The organism is Tsuneonella sp. CC-YZS046 (assembly GCF_035581365.1).
Lineage (GTDB): Bacteria > Pseudomonadota > Alphaproteobacteria > Sphingomonadales > Sphingomonadaceae > JAWKXU01.
This window is the reverse complement of sequence record NZ_CP141590.1, coordinates 2,901,496-2,921,267: the sequence shown is the minus strand read 5'-3', so window position 1 is coordinate 2,921,267 and position 19,772 is coordinate 2,901,496. Positions and strand designations below refer to the sequence as shown.

The 19,772-nt window shown below is 60.7% G+C and carries 17 protein-coding genes and 1 pseudogene; 14 read left to right on the top strand and 4 right to left on the bottom strand.

All coding sequences use genetic code 11. The features are described from left to right. Positions 1-8 precede the first annotated feature (8 nt). Positions 9-1,052, top strand: a complete 1,044-nt coding sequence (locus U8326_RS14380) for an aromatic ring-hydroxylating dioxygenase subunit alpha (RefSeq protein ID WP_324741039.1) — start codon at positions 9-11, stop codon at positions 1,050-1,052. Positions 1,053-1,166: 114 nt separating this feature from the next. Here the strand turns inward: U8326_RS14380 and U8326_RS14375 are convergent, their stop codons facing one another. Then, positions 1,167-2,309, bottom strand: coding sequence for a helix-turn-helix domain-containing protein (locus U8326_RS14375; RefSeq protein ID WP_324741038.1), 1,143 nt, complete (start codon positions 2,307-2,309; stop codon positions 1,167-1,169). Between the two features lie 117 nt (positions 2,310-2,426). On the opposite strand from U8326_RS14375, the gene U8326_RS14370 reads away from it, so the two are divergent. The 3 genes from U8326_RS14370 (at position 2,427) to U8326_RS14360 (ending at position 6,377) form a co-directional block, all read left to right on the top strand. Beyond that, positions 2,427-3,335, top strand: a complete 909-nt coding sequence (locus U8326_RS14370) for a phytanoyl-CoA dioxygenase family protein (RefSeq protein ID WP_324741037.1) — start codon at positions 2,427-2,429, stop codon at positions 3,333-3,335. A gap of 235 nt (positions 3,336-3,570) precedes the next feature. Further along, positions 3,571-5,889 (top strand): TonB-dependent receptor, encoded by a 2,319-nt coding sequence (locus U8326_RS14365; RefSeq protein ID WP_324741036.1) that lies wholly within the window; start codon positions 3,571-3,573, stop codon positions 5,887-5,889. 29 nt (positions 5,890-5,918) lie between these two features. Next, positions 5,919-6,377, top strand: coding sequence for an EthD domain-containing protein (locus U8326_RS14360; protein ID WP_324741035.1), 459 nt, complete (start codon positions 5,919-5,921; stop codon positions 6,375-6,377). Here U8326_RS14360 and U8326_RS14355 read toward each other — a convergent pair. Continuing rightward, positions 6,315-6,698 (bottom strand): VOC family protein, encoded by a 384-nt coding sequence (locus U8326_RS14355; protein WP_324741034.1) that lies wholly within the window; start codon positions 6,696-6,698, stop codon positions 6,315-6,317. The genes U8326_RS14360 and U8326_RS14355 overlap by 63 nt on opposite strands. Positions 6,699-6,964: 266 nt before the next feature. Further along, positions 6,965-7,459: pseudogene (locus tag U8326_RS14350) on the bottom strand (zinc-binding dehydrogenase); the annotation flags it as partial. A 54-nt stretch (positions 7,460-7,513) separates the two neighbouring features. Between U8326_RS14350 and U8326_RS14345 the strand changes: the two are divergent. Then, positions 7,514-8,593, top strand: a complete 1,080-nt coding sequence (locus tag U8326_RS14345) for an aldehyde dehydrogenase family protein (RefSeq protein WP_324741033.1) — start codon at positions 7,514-7,516, stop codon at positions 8,591-8,593. A gap of 599 nt (positions 8,594-9,192) precedes the next feature. Here the strand turns inward: U8326_RS14345 and U8326_RS14340 are convergent. Then, entirely contained in the window at positions 9,193-9,867 is a 675-nt protein-coding gene (locus U8326_RS14340; protein ID WP_324743624.1) for an RraA family protein, read from the bottom strand. Between the two features lie 203 nt (positions 9,868-10,070). Between U8326_RS14340 and U8326_RS14335 the strand changes: the two genes are divergently transcribed. The 9 genes from U8326_RS14335 (at position 10,071) to U8326_RS14295 (ending at position 19,772) form a co-directional block, all read left to right on the top strand. Continuing rightward, positions 10,071-10,505, top strand: a complete 435-nt coding sequence (locus U8326_RS14335; RefSeq protein WP_324741032.1) for a hypothetical protein — start codon at positions 10,071-10,073, stop codon at positions 10,503-10,505. A gap of 193 nt (positions 10,506-10,698) precedes the next feature. After that, the gene (locus U8326_RS14330; protein WP_324741031.1) at positions 10,699-12,063 is read left to right on the top strand and encodes a site-specific integrase; all 1,365 of its coding nucleotides are present in this window, start codon (positions 10,699-10,701) and stop codon (positions 12,061-12,063) included. A 29-nt stretch (positions 12,064-12,092) separates the two neighbouring features. Then, complete coding sequence (locus U8326_RS14325) at positions 12,093-12,911, top strand: universal stress protein (protein WP_324741030.1); 819 nt, start codon at positions 12,093-12,095, stop codon at positions 12,909-12,911. A gap of 44 nt (positions 12,912-12,955) precedes the next feature. Then, positions 12,956-14,710 (top strand): copper resistance system multicopper oxidase, encoded by a 1,755-nt coding sequence (locus U8326_RS14320; protein ID WP_324741029.1) that lies wholly within the window; start codon positions 12,956-12,958, stop codon positions 14,708-14,710. Beyond that, a complete protein-coding gene (locus tag U8326_RS14315; RefSeq protein WP_324741028.1) occupies positions 14,710-15,810 on the top strand; it encodes a copper resistance protein B in 1,101 nt (366 codons plus the stop codon). Before U8326_RS14320 ends, U8326_RS14315 begins: the two co-directional genes overlap by 1 nt. A 25-nt stretch (positions 15,811-15,835) precedes the next feature. Then, complete coding sequence (locus U8326_RS14310) at positions 15,836-16,417, top strand: MAPEG family protein (protein WP_324741027.1); 582 nt, start codon at positions 15,836-15,838, stop codon at positions 16,415-16,417. Between the two features lie 145 nt (positions 16,418-16,562). After that, positions 16,563-16,937: a DUF3703 domain-containing protein gene (locus U8326_RS14305; protein ID WP_324741026.1), complete on the top strand. Its 375-nt coding sequence runs from the start codon at positions 16,563-16,565 to the stop codon at positions 16,935-16,937. A 415-nt stretch (positions 16,938-17,352) separates the two neighbouring features. After that, entirely contained in the window at positions 17,353-18,618 is a 1,266-nt protein-coding gene (locus tag U8326_RS14300; RefSeq protein ID WP_324741025.1) for a TolC family protein, read from the top strand. Positions 18,619-18,620: 2 nt separating this feature from the next. Beyond that, on the top strand, positions 18,621-19,772 hold the full coding sequence (locus tag U8326_RS14295; RefSeq protein WP_324741023.1) for an efflux RND transporter periplasmic adaptor subunit: 1,152 nt from the start codon (positions 18,621-18,623) through the stop codon (positions 19,770-19,772).

Genomic DNA, 19,772 nt, shown 5'->3' with positions numbered 1-19,772 from the left:
AGATCGCAATGTCATTTCTACGTGATGCTTGGTATGTGGCTGCCTGGAGCGAGGAAGTCGGCGACAAGGCCAGTTACCAGAAGATCATAGGAGAGCATGTCGTCCTTTTCAGGGACGAGAGCGGCGAGATTATCGCTCTGGGCGATACCTGCCCCCATCGCTTCGCTCCCCTGCATATGGGTAAGGTTGTGGGCAGTCATATCCAATGCCCTTATCACGGCTTGCGGTTTGATCGCGAAGGGCGTTGCGCCCACAATCCTTTTGATCCCAGCGTCAAGCCATCGGCGGCGAAGGTGCCGGCCTATCCCACTGCCGAACGGGACCGCATCGTTTGGATATGGATGGGAGACGCGGACAAGGCTGATGAAAACCAGATTCCAAGCTACGACTGGATCGGTGATACGGAAGGATATTCGTTCACGGCCTTTTCACAGATGACTCAAGCCATCGACTATGAGCTTGTGCTCGATAATCTGATGGACCTGAGCCATGGACAATTCCTGCATCCGACCACGCTTGGCAATGAAGCGTTTGCCGCAGGAACTACGGAAACTACGGCAACAGAACGTCAGGTGCAGTTCAATCGCTGGAATCCGGGTGGCACGGCACCCAAGTTGTTTGTCGTGAGTGGTGTCGCGAAAGAAGGTGACCTTGTCGATTTCTGGAACGATGTTCGCTGGGATGCTCCTGGAAGTTATTATCTGCAGGTCGGCATCACCCCGGTAGGCCAGTCGCGCGAAAATGGCAGATACATGCATAGCGCGCATCTGCTTACGCCCATCGACAACCAGCAGCTGGTTTATCGATATGTCCTCGCCCGCAATTTCGCGATGGACAATCAGGAGATTACAAAAGGCATCGAAGACCTTGTCCGCTACGCTTTCACGCAAGAAGACGAGCCTGTCCTGCGAGCTGTGCAGGAACGTATGGCAGGCAGGGATTTCTGGGACTTAAGACCGGTCGTGCTTAAAACCGACAAGGCCGCCGTGCTGGTACGGCGCACCTTGGAGAGGCTCATAAACGAGGAATGTAAAGCGCCTGAATATATGTGATGAAAGTGGCCAAGTTCCAAGGCAAGGTCCGTTGTTTCATTGTGCCATCAGCCAGCTGAAACATACGGGGAGTTTGGCAAACAGCGCACAGGCCCTTCGATCAATGCGAACTGCTCAATGGGGACCGGCTATATGGCTTGCCCTGAAATCTCTTGGATTCTTGCCATGGCGCTTTGTGAACAGCCGGGAGAAATGGGCGGAATCGCAAAAGCCGAAGCGGTATGCGATCTGGGTTATCGATTCATCGGCCAATAGCGGATTTACCAGGGCTTCGGTTGCGCGGGACAATCGCTCTTCGGTCACGAATGCGGTGAAACTCGTGCCAGCATTTTTCATTATCCTGCGCATGTATCGGGAACTGATCCCGAAAGCCTCGGCGCAGGCTTCCGCACCGAAATCGGCATCGAGCAGATTTTCGCGAATGTGCTTCTCGATCCTGGCCACCAGCTTCTTCTGATAAAGCGTCGTCTGCGAATGCCCTGACGCAGGCTGGAAACACGCGCCGGCCAGATGCAGCGTTGCGCGCAACAGATTGGGCCGCGCATTTTCAGGGGCACTGTCGATAGTATCGTGGATCACTGAAATATGATTGCCCAGGATCGCCCCGAGTTTATCATCGCCCGACAGCCGCCTGCCGGATAGGTTCTGGAGATGGGGGGCGATCTGGTTCACCATCCAGGTGGGGAAAAACGTGCTCAGGCACCGCGTCACCTCGATAGATTCGAAGCTCAGCGGCCTGGACGTGTCCCAAAGGAATATGTCGCCCGACCGCGTCAGCGTGACATCCTCATCCTGAGAGATGTATTCGCCGCCTTCCAGGAAAAACAGCAGAACATAAAAGGCGTCCCGGGAATTCACGATCTGGTTGTCTGAACGATACCCCCGCATCTTTTCGAAGCGCAGGTCGGTAAACACCACTCCATAGTGATCGTGCGCGCGCATTCTGGCCTGATATTCCCCGGGATTCGCGGCCTCGAGTTCCCAATCGAGATGGCGGGCGCACATTGCGTTCCGGAAGGATGTGAAGTCGGAGAAATTCTTGTCGTTTAGCGCCTCCACTCCTTCCGCAGCGGTTGCGTGGACTGTCGAGCAAGCGAAATCCGAACTCTTGATTGCCATCGCAGTATCCCGCCTCTCACGGTGTGGCCCCTTTATCGGCCTTGCCGGTGAGTTTACCGGCTTCTTCCCCAACATCAACCGGCCGGGCGCTGCCCGATCCCAATGAGCAACGGAAATCACTGGGTCCGCTTCATCCAAAGCTTTGTTCCTCTGCATACAAGAATTCGGAACGATTAATCGGGATCTCACTTCCGGGATGCCGGGAACCGCCGTTCGGCCCACCGCGCCGGACCCGAAAGCGAGAGGAACAGGTCAATGTCAGCACTTGCCCAGGGCAAGCAAAAGGCCGTGAAATCGGAGCACATCCACGCATTCGAGCGCGATGGATTGGCGCTGGTGAAACAGGCGCTTTCGCCGCGCGAAATGGACAGGATCGAGCAGGTGTTCGCCGAACGTCTTGCAAACCCGGAAAAATCCGGCGGGACTTTCGAGAGAATGTACACGACCGAAGAGGGCACGGTGATCAATTCGATCGGCAACTCCGTAGACAATCCGCTCTTCACCGGCCTGATCCGAGAAACAGCCATTGCCGACATCGCCAGCGACGTGCTGGGCGGGAAGGACATCTGGTATCAGGGAGAGCAGATTTGGCTGAAGGAAGGCGGCCGCACTCATCGCACCGGATGGCATCAGGACACCTCCTATCTGCCGGTGACGGGCAGCGGCATGGTGGTCCTGTGGATTCCGCTTGATCCCTTGCCCGCCGAGAATGTCCTCGAGATCGTACGCGGATCGCACAAGGGCATCCTCTACAACGGGTCGATCTTCGATCCCAATGACGACACCGTGCCCCTCTACGACGAGGCGGACTTGCCGCGCATGCCGGACATCGAAGCCAATCGCGGCGCATGGGACATCGTGTCATACGACATGCAGCCGGGCGACGTATTGGCCTTTCACCCTCATTGCCTGCATGGTGGAGCGCCCACCATTCCAGGGCAGCGCAGGCGGACCATCAGCTTCCGCTTCTTCGACGGTGATGCCGAATACCGCCCGCTTCCGAAGATCCGGAAGGGCCATGCCAACTCGGAAGACCGGGAAAAGATCAACGAGCAGAACAACACCAGGGGCTTTGGCGGCCTTGAAGCAGGGGAGCCTGCATCGAACAGCCCACTGTTCCGGCAGGTCAGGCCCTGGACGGCCAGGGAAAGCGATCAAAGCTAGGATCGCGTCAAGCACGCGCTCCTTCCCGGGCTCGTCTCAAGTCAATCGCTCTTTGCGGGCTCGATGAAATCGGAAGGAGCCGCCTCAATGGTCATACCAAAAAACTGTTTGCAGATCATTTCATTTAATGATCTACCTTATGCGAAACCATAAAAACGATCTTTCCGTTCGGCGCGTCCGTTCGGATAACCTTGGGAGGGACGTGATGAAGAAAAGCACATCAAATGTGTGTTGGTTGCTGCTTGGAGTTTCGGCAATCCCGACAATAGCGCTTGCGCAGGAGCAGCCTGCCGCAAGCCCCGCAGGCGTTGGCGAAATCATTGTTACGGCCCAGAAACGCGCTGAATCGATCAACAAGGTCGGCATGTCGATCACCGCGCTCAAAGGCGACGATCTGGTCAAGCGCGGGATTACGAGTCCGGATCAACTCATCAAGGTGGTGCCCGGCTTCACCTTCACGGAAGCTGCCCGCGGCACGCCCATATACGCAATTCGCGGCGTCGGCTTTGACGATTCCACTCTGGGATCAAGCTCCACGGTTGCCCTTTATGTCGATGAAGTGCCGCTGTCCTTCCCGGTCGAGGCCCGTTTCGCCACTCTCGATCTCGAGCGGGTGGAAGTGCTGAAGGGACCGCAGGGCATTCTGTTCGGTCAAAACTCGACTGCCGGGGCGATCAACTTCATCGCGGCAAAGCCGACGGATGAAGTGAAAGCGGGCCTTGACGCCAGCTTCGGCCGCTTCAACACGATCGATGTGAGGGGCTTCATTTCCGCCCCTGTGACTGAAACCCTCGGGGTGCGCGTCAGTGCGATGGGGGTGCATTCTTCCGGATGGCAGAAAAGCTATACGCGGGATGACCGCCTTGGCTCGAAGCGCCAGTTCGCAGCGAGGGCGCTGGTCCACTGGGACCCTACGGAAAACCTCTCGATCAAACTCAATCTGAACGGCTGGACCGATAAATCGGATACGCAGGCCGCACAGCTGCTCGAAGTATTCCCGTTGATCCCCGCAACCGTAAATCCCGACTATGACGCCTATCCCCGCTCTCCGCGCAACGCGCGAGCGGCGGACTGGGACGCCGGGCGTTCGCTGCGACGGGATGACAACTTCCTGCAAGGCTCCGCGCGCATTGATTACAGCATCATGCCCGAACTGGTATTCACCTCGATCTCGGCTTTTTCCAGGCTGAACCAGAAATTCGCGCAGGATGTCGATGGCTCTTCGATGCCGGTCTACGCATTTGCGCCCAACGAGGGCCGCGTGCGGTCCTTCAATCAGGAAGTGCGCCTGGCCTATACCGGAGATTCCCTGAAGGTTCTGGTCGGAGCGAATTATTCAAAGGACAAGACCTACGATCAGACCACTTACAACAGTCCCAATGCCTCCGTGTTCTATGCGTTGTTCGGCAACACGGACACGATCTCATTTGCCGACCAGAAGATCAGGACCTACGCGGCATTCGCCAACACGGATTTCACGCTAGGCCAAGTCACTCTCCATGCGGGCATTCGCTACACCAATGACCGGCGGGATTTTCAGGGATGCATCCGCGACGGCGGCAATGGCTCGGGCGCGGACACATTCAATTTCCTGCTTGGACTTACCGGCACTCCCCTCGAGATACAGCCCGGCGAGTGCTTCACCTCGCGCGATCGCGTTCCCCTGCTGGTGGTCGATCGCCTGGCGGAAGACAATATAAGCTGGCGTCTTGGGCTGGACTGGGCGCCGACCGACACCGCGCTCCTCTATGCGAACGTCAGCCGGGGGTACAAATCGGGCAGCTTCCCGAATGTCAATGCGGCCGATGCCAGCCAGATGCTCCCCGCCAAGCAGGAATCCGTGCTGTCCTATGAGGCAGGGTTCAAGGCCGGCCTTCTGGATCGCAAGGTTCAGCTGAATGGGGCGGTCTTCTACTATGATTATTCCGACAAGCAGTTGCGCGGCCGCCAGCCGGATGTTCTGGGAATATTCGGCATTCTCGAATTTCTTCTCAATGTGCCCAAATCGCGGGCATATGGCGCGGAATTTCAGATCCAGGCGGCACCGGTCGAGGGCCTGAACCTGAGCCTCGCCGGGACATATGTGAAGACAAAGGTGAGGAGCGACTTCATCGCGGTCGATCCGGTGGGGAATCCGCTCAATTACAAAGGCCTAGCCTTTCCGCACACGCCGAAATGGAACCTTACCGGGACAGTGGATTACGAACGGCCATTTTCAGACAAACTCAAGGGCTTCGCTGGGTTTGACGTTGCCTACCAGAGCAAGACGATGGCTCTCTTCAACGACCCCGATCTGGTGGATGACGTCCGGCCATCGCCGGAATTGCGCCCCGACGATTTCTTCGATCGCGACTCCTTCAAGGTGAAAGCGTTCACCACGGTCGATGCGCGTTTGGGCATCGCGGATATCGACGATCGCTGGCGAGCGTGGATCTGGGGCAAGAACATTTTCAACACCTATTACTGGTCGAACAGCACCACCAATCTTGAATCGGTCTACAGGCTGGCCGCCATGCCCGCTACATATGGCGCCAGCGTCGCCTTGAGATTCTGAAACGTGAATGATTGTGCTGATCTATATGCGTGAAAGCTGATCGGCCGATAGGAAGGCAGCAAGGTTGGCAGGGCATATCGTCAGATTTGCCCACGGCTCATGAAATAGGGGATTGCATGTTCAAGGCAGTCGTTCTCATCAAGAGAAAAAAGGGCATGTCGATGAAGGATTTCATCGAATATTATGAAAACAACCATGCCCCACTCGCCATAAGCAAAGTCCCTAACCTGAGGCGCTATGTGCGGCACTTCATTCGGCCATATGGGAATGAGGTTTATGCCACGGAAGCCGAAGCCCCCTACGATGTTATCACGGAAATATGGTTCGATAATGAGGAAGAGTTTCACAAGGGAATGTCTTATCTATCCGAACCTGAAACAGCATCTTTGATAGCAGCCGACGAAGAAAACTTGTTCGATCGCTCATCAATTCGCTTCATGACCATGGAAGATCATGAAACGCCGGCGGAGCTTCTCGGGATGAACTGAAATGGCTTTCGGATACGCCGCGCCCTCGTCACTACCGCCATTGGCCAGGCCGGCGGCATGGAAGGCGTCGATTTCCTGAGTGCTGGCCGCGGCAAAGCCGATGGTCACGCCGTTGCTCGACGGCGCTTCGCCATTGCCAGGACGCGCGATGATGAACGCGGGCTTGTCCTTGCCATAGAGTATCCAGCCATTGCCGAATGGCCCCAAATTATTGATGCCGAGCGCGCCAAGTGCATTGTCGTAGAATTTGGCTGATGCTTCAACGTCGTTGGCACCGATGAAAACATGCGAAAACACCCCGTCCCCGGAAATGACTGCCATTGGTAACTCTCCTTCAGTTGGATTCTTCAAAGTCGCGGAAACGATCGAGCAACCGATCTGTCACGCTGGCCGGATAGGCTGGCCGGCGAGTAGCTTGTCCCAGGTATTCAGGCTGATCCCGAGTTGCGTCATCACATGGTCGGGCTTGCGGCAAGCCAAGCGCCCTTCCAGCCGTTTGATGAACCGAGGATCGATCCGACGCATTCCACCTCGCTGACGCCGGCCTGATCCAGCCTGTGCCTTTAGCGGCTCATGCTGGGCCACCATCAGAACACTACGACCGAACGGATGCTCGTCCCCGCGTGCATGAGGTCGAAGCCCTTATTGATCTCCTCGAGACTGAGGACGTGAGTAATCATCGGTTCGATCTCGATCTTGCCGTTCATATACCAGTCGACGATCCTGGGCACGTCGGTACGGCCCTTTGCGCCACCGAAGGCCGACCCCTGCCACACGCGGCCGGTCACAAGCTGGAAGGGGCGCGCGGATATCTCCTTGCCTGCCTCGGCCACGCCGATCACGGTCGAGACGCCCCAACCGCGGTGGCAGACTTCCAGCGCCTGGCGCATGACCTCGGTATTGCCGGTGCAGTCGAACGTATAATCCGCTCCGCCATCGGTGAGCGCCGTAAGGTCGGCGACGACTTCGGCCGTGCTCTTGCCTTCGGGATTATAGAAATGGGTCATGCCGAAGCGGGCGCCCCATTCGGCCTTGCCGTCATTGAGGTCGACGCCGATGATCCGGTCCGCGCCGACCATACGCCGCTTGACGAGGCAAGCGCAGAAATCGCCTATAGCGCCGCTTTCATCCGGCAAATGGCCGGCCATGACCTGCCTGTCGAACTCCTTGAGGACAGTGACAACCGGCGCGTCGAGGTCCATCGGCGCCCGCTCGGCGTCGTAGGCGCGATCATCCCCTGGAATTTCCCGGTCCTGCTCATCGCCTTCAAGCTGCCCTTCGCGCTGCTGGCCGGCAATACGCTGGTGGTGAAGCCCGCGCCCACGACGCCGCTATCCACCCTGCGCCTGGGTGAATTGATGGCCGGGATATTTCCAGCAGGGGTGGTCAACATCGTCACCGACCAGAATGATCTCGGCGGCCGGCTCACGGCGCATCCCGGCATCGCGAAGATCAGCTTTACCGGCTCCACCGAGACGGGCCGCAAGGTGATGGCCAGCGCGGCCGCCTCGATCAAGCGCCTCACGCTGGAACTGGGCGGCAATGACGCCGCGATTGTGCTTCCGGACGCGGATCCGGCCAAGGTGGCGCCGGGCATCTTCGGCAGTGCATTCCTCAACGCGGGGCAGGTGTGCGTTGCAATCAAGCGAGTCTATGCCCATGCCGACATCTATGACGCGCTCTGCGCGGAACTTGCGCGTCTGGCCGAAGAGGCGGTGGTCGATGACGGCCTGAAGCAAGGCGCCCAGATCGGGCCGCTGCAGAACAAGGCGCAATATGAGAAGGTGAGAGCGCTGATCGAAGAGGCGCGCACGAATGGGACCATTATCGCCGGCGGAGAGATACCCGGCCGGCCGGGTTATTTCATTCGGCCGACCATCGTGCGCGATATCGAGGATGGCACGCGGCTGGTCGACGAAGAGCAGTTCGGCCCTGTCCTGCCGGTGATCCGCTATGACGACCCAGAGGATGCGCTGGCGCGCGCCAACTCCTCGGACATGGGGCTGGGCGGCTCCATCTGGTCGACCGACCGCGAGGCGGCGCATGACCTCGCGACGCGCATGGAGGCGGGCACGGTATGGATCAACAAGCATCTCGATTTCGGACCGACCATGCCGTTCGGCGGCGCCAAGCAATCTGGTCTCGGCGTTGAGTTCGCCCAAGAGGGCCTACACGAATTCATGCGGGTCCATGTGATTAATGAGGCGAAAGTGTGATCGACCAGGGTTGAGGAAATGGTAGCCAACATGTTCTAATCATCGGTATCACCCCGGCTTGCACGCAAAAATCTTGAAAGAGAGGTAACGGTCATCCACGGCCAGCAGATATTATAGCCCAGCACTTGAAGGATCTGTTGGGCGATTATCTCCGCACGGTACTCGAACGCGAGGACCGCAATCGCGACTGACATCCGCCGGATGCGCCCGACCATAAGGAGGCCGAGGCGGGAAATCTCCCGGCTGCTTATCTGTTAGGTCCGCGCCTGCCTCATGAAATCCGCATTTTAGCGGCTCCAAAAGGCAGCTTGAATCAATCGTGCGTTATCGCGTCAAGCTTTATCCACAGGGCCCAGTTAAGACAGACCTACAATCTGACTCTAAGCCGGTTGCCATTCCGTCGATGGCTGGGCGTTTTCCAAGCCGCGATCATCGTGCGGTGAACGCCGTGCTGCGTTGCCATCCGGCCAATGTCAGATCACCCTGATCGTCTAAGGCACTTCTGTTTACTGCCAAGCAGACTCTTTGTGTATTATGTGTGCAGTATTCAACAAACATGGTGGCATCGCTCGACATGAAGCGAAACTTTTTGAAGATGGCTAGTCTGAGTGAGGTGGCTTGGTGTGTACTCTCCAAGCATCTGCGAACATGGCAGTGATCTCATCATCCGACATGCCATGTATCGGATGCTCATCACCAGCGAGGCTCGCTCTATATATCTCACTTTCCAAATTCATGATTTTGTCAGCCATCGCCAGCGTTTCATCAAGCTCGCGCTGAGGGATCACCACGACACCGTCATCATCGGCGACAACATAATCTCCCGGAAACACGACCGTACCGCCGATAAGAATCGGGATGTCTACAGCACCGGCATTCAACGGCCGCTTACCCAATGCTGTCAAGGAACGCGCGTAAACTGGCAGACCAACCTTGGTCATCCCCGATAGGTCACGCACCTGACCATCAATAACGACGCCAGCGCCCCCTCGACGCGCAATCTCCGCCGCAAGGTTCTCCCCTAAGGCCGCTCCTTCGCCCGGAGTGGCCGCAAGTAGCACTCCCCCTTCCTCGATCAGACGAGCCGCTGCCCGTACCGCAGCAGATGAGCCATAGTCTTCGATCGCGGTCACTGCCCATCCACAGAATCCGGCATCGCCACAAACACGCTTGATGCCTCGCCCAATACCTCGTTTCCCTAACGCATCCGACAAGGGCGCTACGGGGTAAGACCGGAGGCGTTCAATTGATTTTAGACGATTGGATTGACTCATTTTCGGTTCCACTTCTGGCTTGGCGCCCGGCATCGCGCAGCGGCGGAGCTTCAGAGCGCCCGATTTCCTAAAATTCTTCATTATATCACGATGTTATCATGTGATGTTTCCCTACGGAATATAGGGCAGGACTGGGACTGCTCGGTGACTATCTACGCACAGCAATCGAACGCGAAGATCGCAATCGCGATCGGCTGCGGCAGATGCGCCAGGATCATAAGGAGTCCGAAGCAGGCATCGCCCGGCTGCTGGAATTGGTCGAGAAGGGCCTGATGGACGCCGAAGACGCTTCTATGCGCGAACGGCTGGTCAATCTGCGGTTTCGCCGGGACGAACTTGCGGATCAGATTGTCGAGCTCACCCGCCGTCTCGCCATGGCTGAGCCCGTGATCACACCGGACAAGATCGAGAAGCTGGCGCTGCTCCTGCGCGACAAGCTGCATCACGGCTCGCCCGATCTGCGCCAAGCCTATGCCCGACTGCTGCTCAGCGAGGTTCGCGTGAACGATCGAGAAATCCGTATCAGCGGCTCGAAAGCCGTGCTGGCCCGGAGTGCTGCAGGGGGCGTGGCCAAAACCACGCCCGCAGTTCTCTCTTTTGTTCGAGAATGGCGCACCCGACAGGATTCGAACCTGTGACCTCTGCCTTCGGAGCTAGAATTACAACGCTACGCTAGGCTTTTCAACCCGACACTAGAGCACGCTAAACAACTGTAAATACAGTGTTTTATTGACTCTTGAGGTTCGCTGAGCTACGCTAACGACACCCACAGTTTTCGATCCCGTGGTGAGTTTTTGGTGAGTTTTTCGAGCCCGCTCTAGCGAGGTGCTTATGTCGAAACTTACGAAAACCGTCGTGGACAAGGCCGAGCCACGCGACCGTCAATACACCGTTTGGTGCGGTGAGCTGAAGGGCTTCGGCGTCTTCGTGCTGCCCTCCGGCACTCGGACCTACTTTGTCGATTACCGGAACGCCAACAATGTGCGGCGCCGGATGAAGCTGGGCCGGCACGGTCAGATCACCGCCGAGCAGGCTCGCACGCTGGCGATCCAGGCCCTCGCCGAAGTGGCAAAGGGGAACGATCCGCTCGAAGAACGGAACACCACCCGCAAGGCCATCTCGGTCAAGGAGCTGTGCGAGCTATACATCAAGGAACTCGAAGAGGGCCGCATTCTGGGCAAGGGTGGCCGACCCAAAAAGGCCAGCACCAAGATCACTGATCTCGGCCGGATCAACCGCCACATCATTCCGCTACTGGGGAAGAAGCAAGTCACCCATGTCACCAAGGCGGACGTGACGGCGATGATGAAGGACATCATGGCCGGCAAGACCCGCGTTAGCGAGAAGACGAAGAAGCTGCGTGGCCGCTCGGTCGTTCGTGGGGGCATCGGCGCTGCGAGCCGCACGGTCGGTCTGCTGGGCGGCATCTTCACCTATGCGCGGGACGAGCTGGGCATCATCGAGGTCAATCCCGCGCATGGTGTCCGTAAGCCGAAGGACGCGGTGCGGAAGCGTCGGCTGAACGAGGACGAGTATCGAACCCTCGGCCGCATCCTCGCCAAAGCGGCCGAGGACGAACGCTATACCCGCACTGTCGACATCATCCGGCTGATCGCCATGTCGGGCTGCCGTCGTGGCGAGATCATCGCGGTTCAGAAATCAGAGATCGACACGGTGGGAAGCGCCTTCCGGTTCGAGGACACGAAGGAAGGCCAGTCCGTTCGTCCGATGGGCCTGCCCATCGTCGAGTATTTCGACGAGTGGGACATGGATGGCGACAGCCCCTATGTGTTTCCCGGCGAGAGGAACGCAGATGGGCCGTTTGGCAGCTTCCCGCGTCATTGGGAGAAAATCTTCGCCGGGACGGAGTTGGCGGACATGACCGCCCATGTGCTACGTCATAGCTTCGCCAGTCTGGCGAACGATCTCGGCTTCACCGAAATCACCATCGCGGCGCTTCTCGGCCATGCTACAGGCACGGTCACAAGCCGCTATGTCCATACGCTCGATGCGGCGCTCGTCATGGCTGCGGATACCGTATCGGGATACATCCATGCACTGCTAAGTGGGGCCGAGTTGTCGCACACGCATTATGCGCTTGACCGCAGTTCCCGTAAGGCTGCGTTGGAGCGGTTCCTGACGCCTCGACAGAATGCGTCGACGCCAGCGGAGGAATTGGACCGTCTAGCGGCTTAATCTATAGGAGGTATCCGATTGGAGAAATCATGGCAGATACAAGGACGCTGACCAATCTTACAGTCGATGCTACACCAGACAGCGACGTGGAGAGGCGCCTGGAGATCGCACTGGGTCTCGCGGCTCAATTCGGCAGTTCGCTCACCGCTGTCTGTTCGGCTTGGCCCGATGGCGTTTCCTTTGCCGACGCGATTGCTCATAGCCCCTTCAGTTCGCTCGCCCAGGAGCGCGAACTGCGAAGTGGGATTGCGCGCGTCTCCTCTGCTTTCGACCGCCTTGCGCGGGGAAAGACGGTCGATACTCAATGGTGCGATAGCATCGCCCATCCAAGCGCTGCGATTCTGGACCATGCGTTGCTTGCGGACCTGGTGGTCATGAGCACGGCGCCCACGTCGGACTTCGCACATGCCGATGCGCTGGAAGTGGCGGCCCGTTCCGGCTCCCCGGTTTTAAGGCTCGGGCCGGAAGCACCGACGACATCCTTCAAGAACATATTGATCTGCTGGAGGGATAGCCGGGAGTCTCGATGTGCGCTTCGCGCAGCCGTTCCGATGCTTCAACACGCCACCAGGATCGTTCTTGCGGGGGTCGGAGAAGATGTGTCGTCCGACCGCCTTGCGGAGGTTGGAGACTATCTCTCGCTTTATGGTGTTGAGGCTCAAATCTTGCACTTGTCGGGCAACGAGGCCACTCCTGGCACACTATTGGCCGACCTTTCCCGCCGCGAAGATTTCCATCTGGTCGTTGCGGGCGCCCGAGCCCATGGCCTCTGGAAGGAGAGAATATTTGGCGGAGTGACCCGAGACTTTCTCGCAGTTACTGACATCAATTGGCTGCTGGCCAACTAAGATTAAGTATTGGGCGGGCGGATCGGGCCGCTATCAGGCAACCTATGACGCAACCATGTTTGGACAGGCGCGCTGTTCTGCGCGGCGCAACCCTCGTGGGCTCCGGCCTCGCCCTGGCAGGCTGGTTCCCGGCGTGGGCGCAGCCGGTCTCAGCCGGCATCACATCCGACATGCCCATGCTGAGCGGCGAAGAGATCGCCATCCGCATCGCGCATCAGCCGATCACGATCGACGGCCGCGCCAGCCACGGCATAGCGATGAACGGCACGATTCCTGCGCCGCTCATCCGCCTGCGCGAGGGCCAGAATGTGCGCATCGCCGTCGCCAACGCGCTCGATGAGGACAGTTCGGTTCACTGGCATGGCCTCATCCTGCCGGCTGAGATGGACGGCGTGCCCGGAATCAGCTTCCCCGGTATCCGGCCCGGTGAAACCTTCGTCTATGAGTTCCCGATCGTCCAGTCGGGCACCTATTGGTATCACAGCCATTCGGGGTTGCAGGAGCAACTCGGCCACTATGGGCCGATCATCATCGACCCGGCCCGCGAAGATCCCGTCCGCTATGATCGTGAGCATGTGCTCGTGCTCTCGGACTATAGCGCAACCCATCCGCATGTAATCTTCCGCAAGCTCAAGCAGCAGGAAGGCTATTTCAATCGCCAGCGGCAGACACTCGCCGGTCTCCTCGCCGGGCGCGATCAGACAATGCGCGAGCGCCTCCAATGGGGCGCGATGCGGATGGACCCGACCGACATCGCGGATGTGACTGGCTCGGCCTACACCTATCTCGTCAACGGTCACGGCCCTGCCGACAACTGGACGGGTCTCTTCCGTCCCGGAGAGCGGGTGCGTCTGCGCGTGATCAACGCGGCCGCCATGACGATCTTCAATTTCCGCATTCCCGGTCTCAAGCTGACCATCGTGCAGGCCGACGGGCAGAATGTGCGCCCGGTCACGACCGACGAATTGCAGATCACCGTGGCTGAGACTTACGACATCATCGTCGAGCCGGCGGAGGATCGCGCCTATACGATCGTCGCGGAGGGAAGCGACCGCTCCGGCGTGGCGCGCGCCACGCTGGCCCCCCGCGCTGGCATGAGCGCTGAAATCCCGCCGCTGCGCGAGCGCCCCATCCTCACCATGACCGATATGGGCATGGGCGGCATGGAGCATAGCGCGGCCGGCAACGATCCGCATGTGGGGCATGGCGCACCAAGCCCGGCGGCAGCCCCATCATCGCACGGCTCGCATTCCATGCGCGATTTCTCGAACGCGCCCAATGTCGCGCGCACGCCAGCGGTGCAGTCGATCGCACCAATGCCGATCGACCGGACCGGCGAGCCGGGGATCGGGCTCGACGACGTTGGCCACGACGTCCTGACCTATCGCCACCTGATGGCTCTCGACCGCAACCCCGATGTCAGGGCACCGGGCCGCAGCCTCCAGATTCACCTTACCGGCAATATGGAACGCTATATGTGGGCGTTTGACGGTGTGACATTTAGCGCGCTCACCGCGCCGATCCCGTTCCGCCAGGATGAGCGCGTGCGCATCACCCTGATTAACGACACGATGATGGCGCATCCGATCCACCTGCACGGCCATTTCTTCGAGCTGGTGACGGGACACGGCTCGTATGCGCCGCGCAAGCACACGGTGAACGTCCTACCCGGTGGATCGGCGACGTTCGATGTGACAACCGACGCGCTCGGCGATTGGGCGTTCCATTGCCACCTGCTCTACCACATGCACGCAGGCATGATGCACGTCGTCGCGGTGCGCCCGGAAGGAGCCGGCTGATGCGCGCGCCGATCATCGCGCTAACCGCACTGGGCGCGGCAGTCTCCATACCGGCGGCGGCGCAGACTCACGCAGGTCATGGCGCTACCCAAACCCGCCCGCCGGCCGAGACGCCCGATCGCGTGGTATCTCCGCTTGAAGGGCACGCAAGTCATGAAGCCAGCGATCCGTCACCCGGTGATGATCCGCACGCTGGCCATGCCGACCACCGAGAGGTTGCCACACCGTCCGACCCCCATGCCGATCATCGTGCGCAGGCGGCGGACCCACACGGAGGACACGGCATCAAGCAGGAAGATCATAGCGCACATGGCGGCCAGCCTGCGGATGGAAGCGATGCCCATGCGGGTGGCACGGCGCTACCGGCGGGCAACGCACCGCCGCCGCCCGTTCCAGCCGATTGGTATGCCGATCGCAGCTTCGATCCGGCTGAGATGGCACAGGTTCGCGCGGCGCAGCGGCGCGCGCATGGCGGCGGCACATACAGCCAAGTTATTGTCGACATCGCCGAGTATCGCGCGATGGGGGAAGGCGGTGGTTATGCGTGGAAAGCCGAAGCCTGGTATGGCGGCGACATAAACCGGCTGGTGCTGAAGACGGAAGGCGCCGGTCGCTTTCGCGGCGATCTCGATCATGCTGAGGTCGAAGCGCTCTACAGCCGCGCCATCGACCCTTACTGGAATCTGCAAGCCGGGCTGCGCTACGATTTCGAGCCATCGCGCGCCTATGCAGCGGTCGGTGTCGAAGGTCTCGCGCCTTACTGGTTTGAGCTGGAAGGCGCGGTCTTCCTCTCTGATCGGGGCGACGTGTTCGCGCGCGCGAGCGGCTACCATGATGTGCGCCTTACTCAGCGGCTGATCCTTCAGCCGCGCGCTGAGATCAATCTGTCCGCGCAGGGCGTCCCACGCGATCGCATCGGAGCGGGCCTGTCGAGTGTAGAGCTTGGCGTGCGGCTGCGCTATGAGTTTGCGCGAGAGTTCGCACCCTATGTCGGGGTTCATTGGGAGCGCAGCTTCGGCGACACCGCTGACTTTGCGCGTGCCGACGGCCGGGACGTCAGCAACGCCAGCTTCGTCGCGGGCGTGCGGCTCTGGTTCTGATCCGCTCGATGCCTGGAGAGGTCTGATGGTTGAAGGTCCGCATCCCCCATCGCTGAACCTGCCACCTGACCTCAAGCAGGAGCAAACGCGCATCCTTCGCAACAGCTCGGCCGGCCTGCTCTTCTGCGTGCTGGTTCTGGCGGGCGCCTACTGGCTGCTGCCGTTCTACTTCCGCCTGCCCGGCGACGACATCGGCGACCTCATCACGTTCTGGTCAGGCTCGGCGCTGCTCACCATGTTCTGGGTCCTGGTCGGCTTTTCGATGGTGTCGCGCGGGCGGCGGCATTCGCTCGACGACATTCGCGGCAGCGCCTTCGCGCTGCCAAGCCCCCGCATCGCCATCTACGTCGCCTTCCTTCAGAACACGGTCGAGCAGGCGCTGATGGCGGTGATCGTCCAGATCGCTGTGTTGTTGCTTGCGGGCGCGTGGACCGTTCCGCTCGTCGCCGGCCAAGTGCTGCTCTTCGCCATAGGGCGGGTGACGTTTCTCGCGGGCTACCCGAAAGGAGCCGGCGCACGCGCGTTCGGCCTGGCGGTCACGGCGCTTCCGACGCTGGCCGGGTTCATCGTCGCCCTTGGAGCGTTGGTAGCGAGCGCCATCCCTTGACCCATATAGGCCGTCAGATCGACCGCATCGAGGCGACAGACATGGCAAGTAGATACAGCGGCTTTGGCAAAGCCGCCCCGCAGACGCGAAATGAGATTGGGCGACCAGCCTTCTGGATCGCGCTCTCACTGCGTGAGAGCATGTCGTGAGTGGCACGACAGCCCTTTCGGACGCCATTGCGGTCGAGCGGAAGCGCTATGTCATGGCAGCCCGGCAAAGCGACACCGAGACCGCATGGCGAGCCTTGGAGCGCGCCCATATCCTGTCCCAGCCCATGTTGGGCCAGCATATGCACGTCCATTGGCTGATGCTTTGCTACGCCGTCCGCCTCCGCGACATCCGCGAAATGCTCGGACAGATCGCGCGCTTGGCGCTGGCTCCGATCGGAGCGCTGGCGGGGCGTGTCCCCATGGGCAACACGGGGCGCTCCAACGTCAGTGCCTTTGCCCCGATGCCGATACCTGAAGATTTGCGGCCGCTACTGGCGAAGAAACATGACAATTCGAGCTTTCGTCGCTAGGGTATTGGAATGTTGCGTCGGAGCCTGCTCCTTTTTTGCCTCCTGATGACGTCGCTGATTGCGTCGACGACGGTGCATGCAAGCGAGCTTTCCGTCGCCGCGACGCTCGAATGTTCGGGCGAAATCCATACCGACGGCGATTCGGATCAGTCACCGAGCGACTCCGATAGAGGGATGCCGCACCATCATGGCAGTTGCCATGGGCACGGCCTCTTTGCCCCGGTTTCCGGCCCATCCCACGCCTTGACGGACATGACTTCTTCCAGGTTCTACTTTCCGGCCAGCGACGTGTTCGCGCGGTGGTCCGCCGGGCCTGCGCTACGGCCTCCTATCGCCTGATTGATTCGTAAGCGGCTCGCCGATGCCTCGCCTTGCGAGGCGGCGGGCCTGATTCGTTTCAATCAGGAAAATCAGCATGCACAGAATGTTCGCAGCCTTGCTGGCTGCCGTGTCTTGCGTCTCCGTGGCGCAAGCACAGGATATTGCCACCACGGCTCCCCCTGCGGCCCCGCCGCTTACCCTTGATCAGGCGGTCGCCGCAGCCGGCGGCAGCGCTCCGGCTGCAGATGCGGCTCGCGCCGACATCGCGGCCGCCGAAGCGGGCCGGACGATCGCGGGCCTGCGCCCCAATCCGACCGTCACGACCGAAGTCGAGAATATCGTCGGCACCGGCCCTTACCGCGATTTTCGCGGAGCCGAGACGACAGTCGGGCTTTCGATCCCGATCGAGCTTGGCGGCAAGCGATCGGCACGAATTGCCGTTGCCGATGCCCGGACAATGCGAGCCCTGCTTGCTGCCGCGATCACTGAAGCGGACATTCGCCTTCAAGTCACCGAGCTGTATGTGAACGCCGTGGCCGCCGAACGCCGGCTGGCGACGGCCGTCGACCAGGCACGCATCGCGAACGAAGCGCTGAATGCCGCGCGCGTGCGTGTTCGGGCCGGACGCGCTTCGCCGATCGAGGAGCAGCGCGCGGACGTCACCCGGCTCAATGCCGAGGCTACGGTGGAGAATGCGCGGCGCCTGCTCGACGCCGCCCGTCTCAATCTCGGTCGAAGGATCGGGCAGCCGGTGACGGGAACGCTCGATCTGGCCGCTCTCGACAGCCTGCCCGCCGCTTATGGCCCGCAATTGGCGCCCACTGCGGAAGGCACGTTGGCGCTCGCCGCTGCCGACGCGGACCTCGCGGTTGCCGATGCAGGCGTTCGGCTGGCCAGATCGCAGCGCGTGCCCGATGTCACGGTCGGACCAGGCGTGCGGCGGTTCTCGGAATCGCACGATACCGCCGCCCTGTTCAGCATCTCGGTGCCGATTCCGCTGTTCAACAGCGGCAGGGCCGCCGTGGGACAGGCCAGCGCCGAACGCACCCGCGCCGAGGCACAGCGCCGGATGACCGCGCTCGATGTCGAGCAGGCGATTCTCGATGCGCGGACGGAAGCGGACAACGCCGCGACCAACGCGCGGACTGCCAATGGTCCCGCACTGGCGGCCGCCCAGGAAGCCGCCCGCATCGCACGCATCGGCTATCGCGAAGGCAAGTTCGGACAGCTCGACCTGCTCGATGCCGAACGGACGCTGGCCGAGACCCGGCTGGCCGCGATCGACGCGCTCGTCGCCTATCAGAACGCCAGGGCACGGCTTGAGCGCCTGACCGCTCCCGCGCCCGAACAGGGGAATTGAACATGAAATCCTATCTGAAAGCGGCCCTGCCGCTGACCCTCGCAGCCTTGCTCATGGCAGGCTGCTCCGGCGGCGATGCGCCCCCGGAAGAGACAGAAAATGCCGCTGCCGGTGAAGAAGCTGGCCATGCCGAGGAAGAAGGCGAGATCGACCTTACCGCCGAGCAGATACGCAAGGCCGGGATCGAGCTTGTCCGGGTCGTCCGCAGCGGCGGTGGCGCGCTGACGTTGCCGGCGACGATCGAGGGCGATCCGCAAGGGATGCAGGTCGTCTCCGCCGCGATCGGCGGCCGCGTCGTCTCGCTCACCCGCAACCTCGGCCAATCGGTCGGACGCGGGCAGACGCTGGCGATCATCGAGAGCCGCGAAGCCGCGACGCTCAATGCCGAGATCGAAGCGGCGCGCGCACGGCTGTCGCTTGCGGAATCGAACCTCGCCCGCGAGCAGCGCCTGTTCAACGAGCGCGTCTCGCCCGAGCAGGATCTGATCGCGGCACGCACGGCCGCGACCGAGGCTCGCATTGCCTTGCGCCTTGCCCAGCAGCAGGTCGCGGCGGCCGGCGGCGGCGGGGGTGCGCTCAACCGGATCGCTGTCACCTCGCCTCTGTCGGGGCAGGTCGTGGCGCGTAGCGTGACACTCGGTCAGACAGTCGCGGCGGATGCCGAACTGTTCCGCGTCGCCAACCTCGGGCGGGTCGCGGTCACGCTCGCGCTATCGCCGGCCGATGCCGGCAAGGTGCGACCAGGCTCGCAGATCGAGATTGTCGCGGGCGATCGGCGATCGGTGGCGCGGGTCGATTTCGTCTCGCCGATCCTCGACGAAACGACGCGCCTCGCAACCGTGATCGCCGTCATCGACAATCGCTCGGGCCAGTGGCGCGTGGGTGAGCCGGTGACGGCTTCGATACAATTGCCGGACGGAGGCGCCGGATCGGTGCTGGTTCCGCAAAGCGCGATCCAGACCGTCGAAGGACGCCCGACCGTATTCGTTCGCACCGACCATGGCTTCCAGGCCACGCCGGTCACGCTCGGCGCTCCGAGCGGCGACAATGTGGTCGTGACCTCGGGCCTCACCGGCAATGAACGGATCGCCGGACCGGGCAGCTTCACCCTCAAGGCTGAGCTTGGAAAAGGCGAAGCGGAGCACGGACACTGA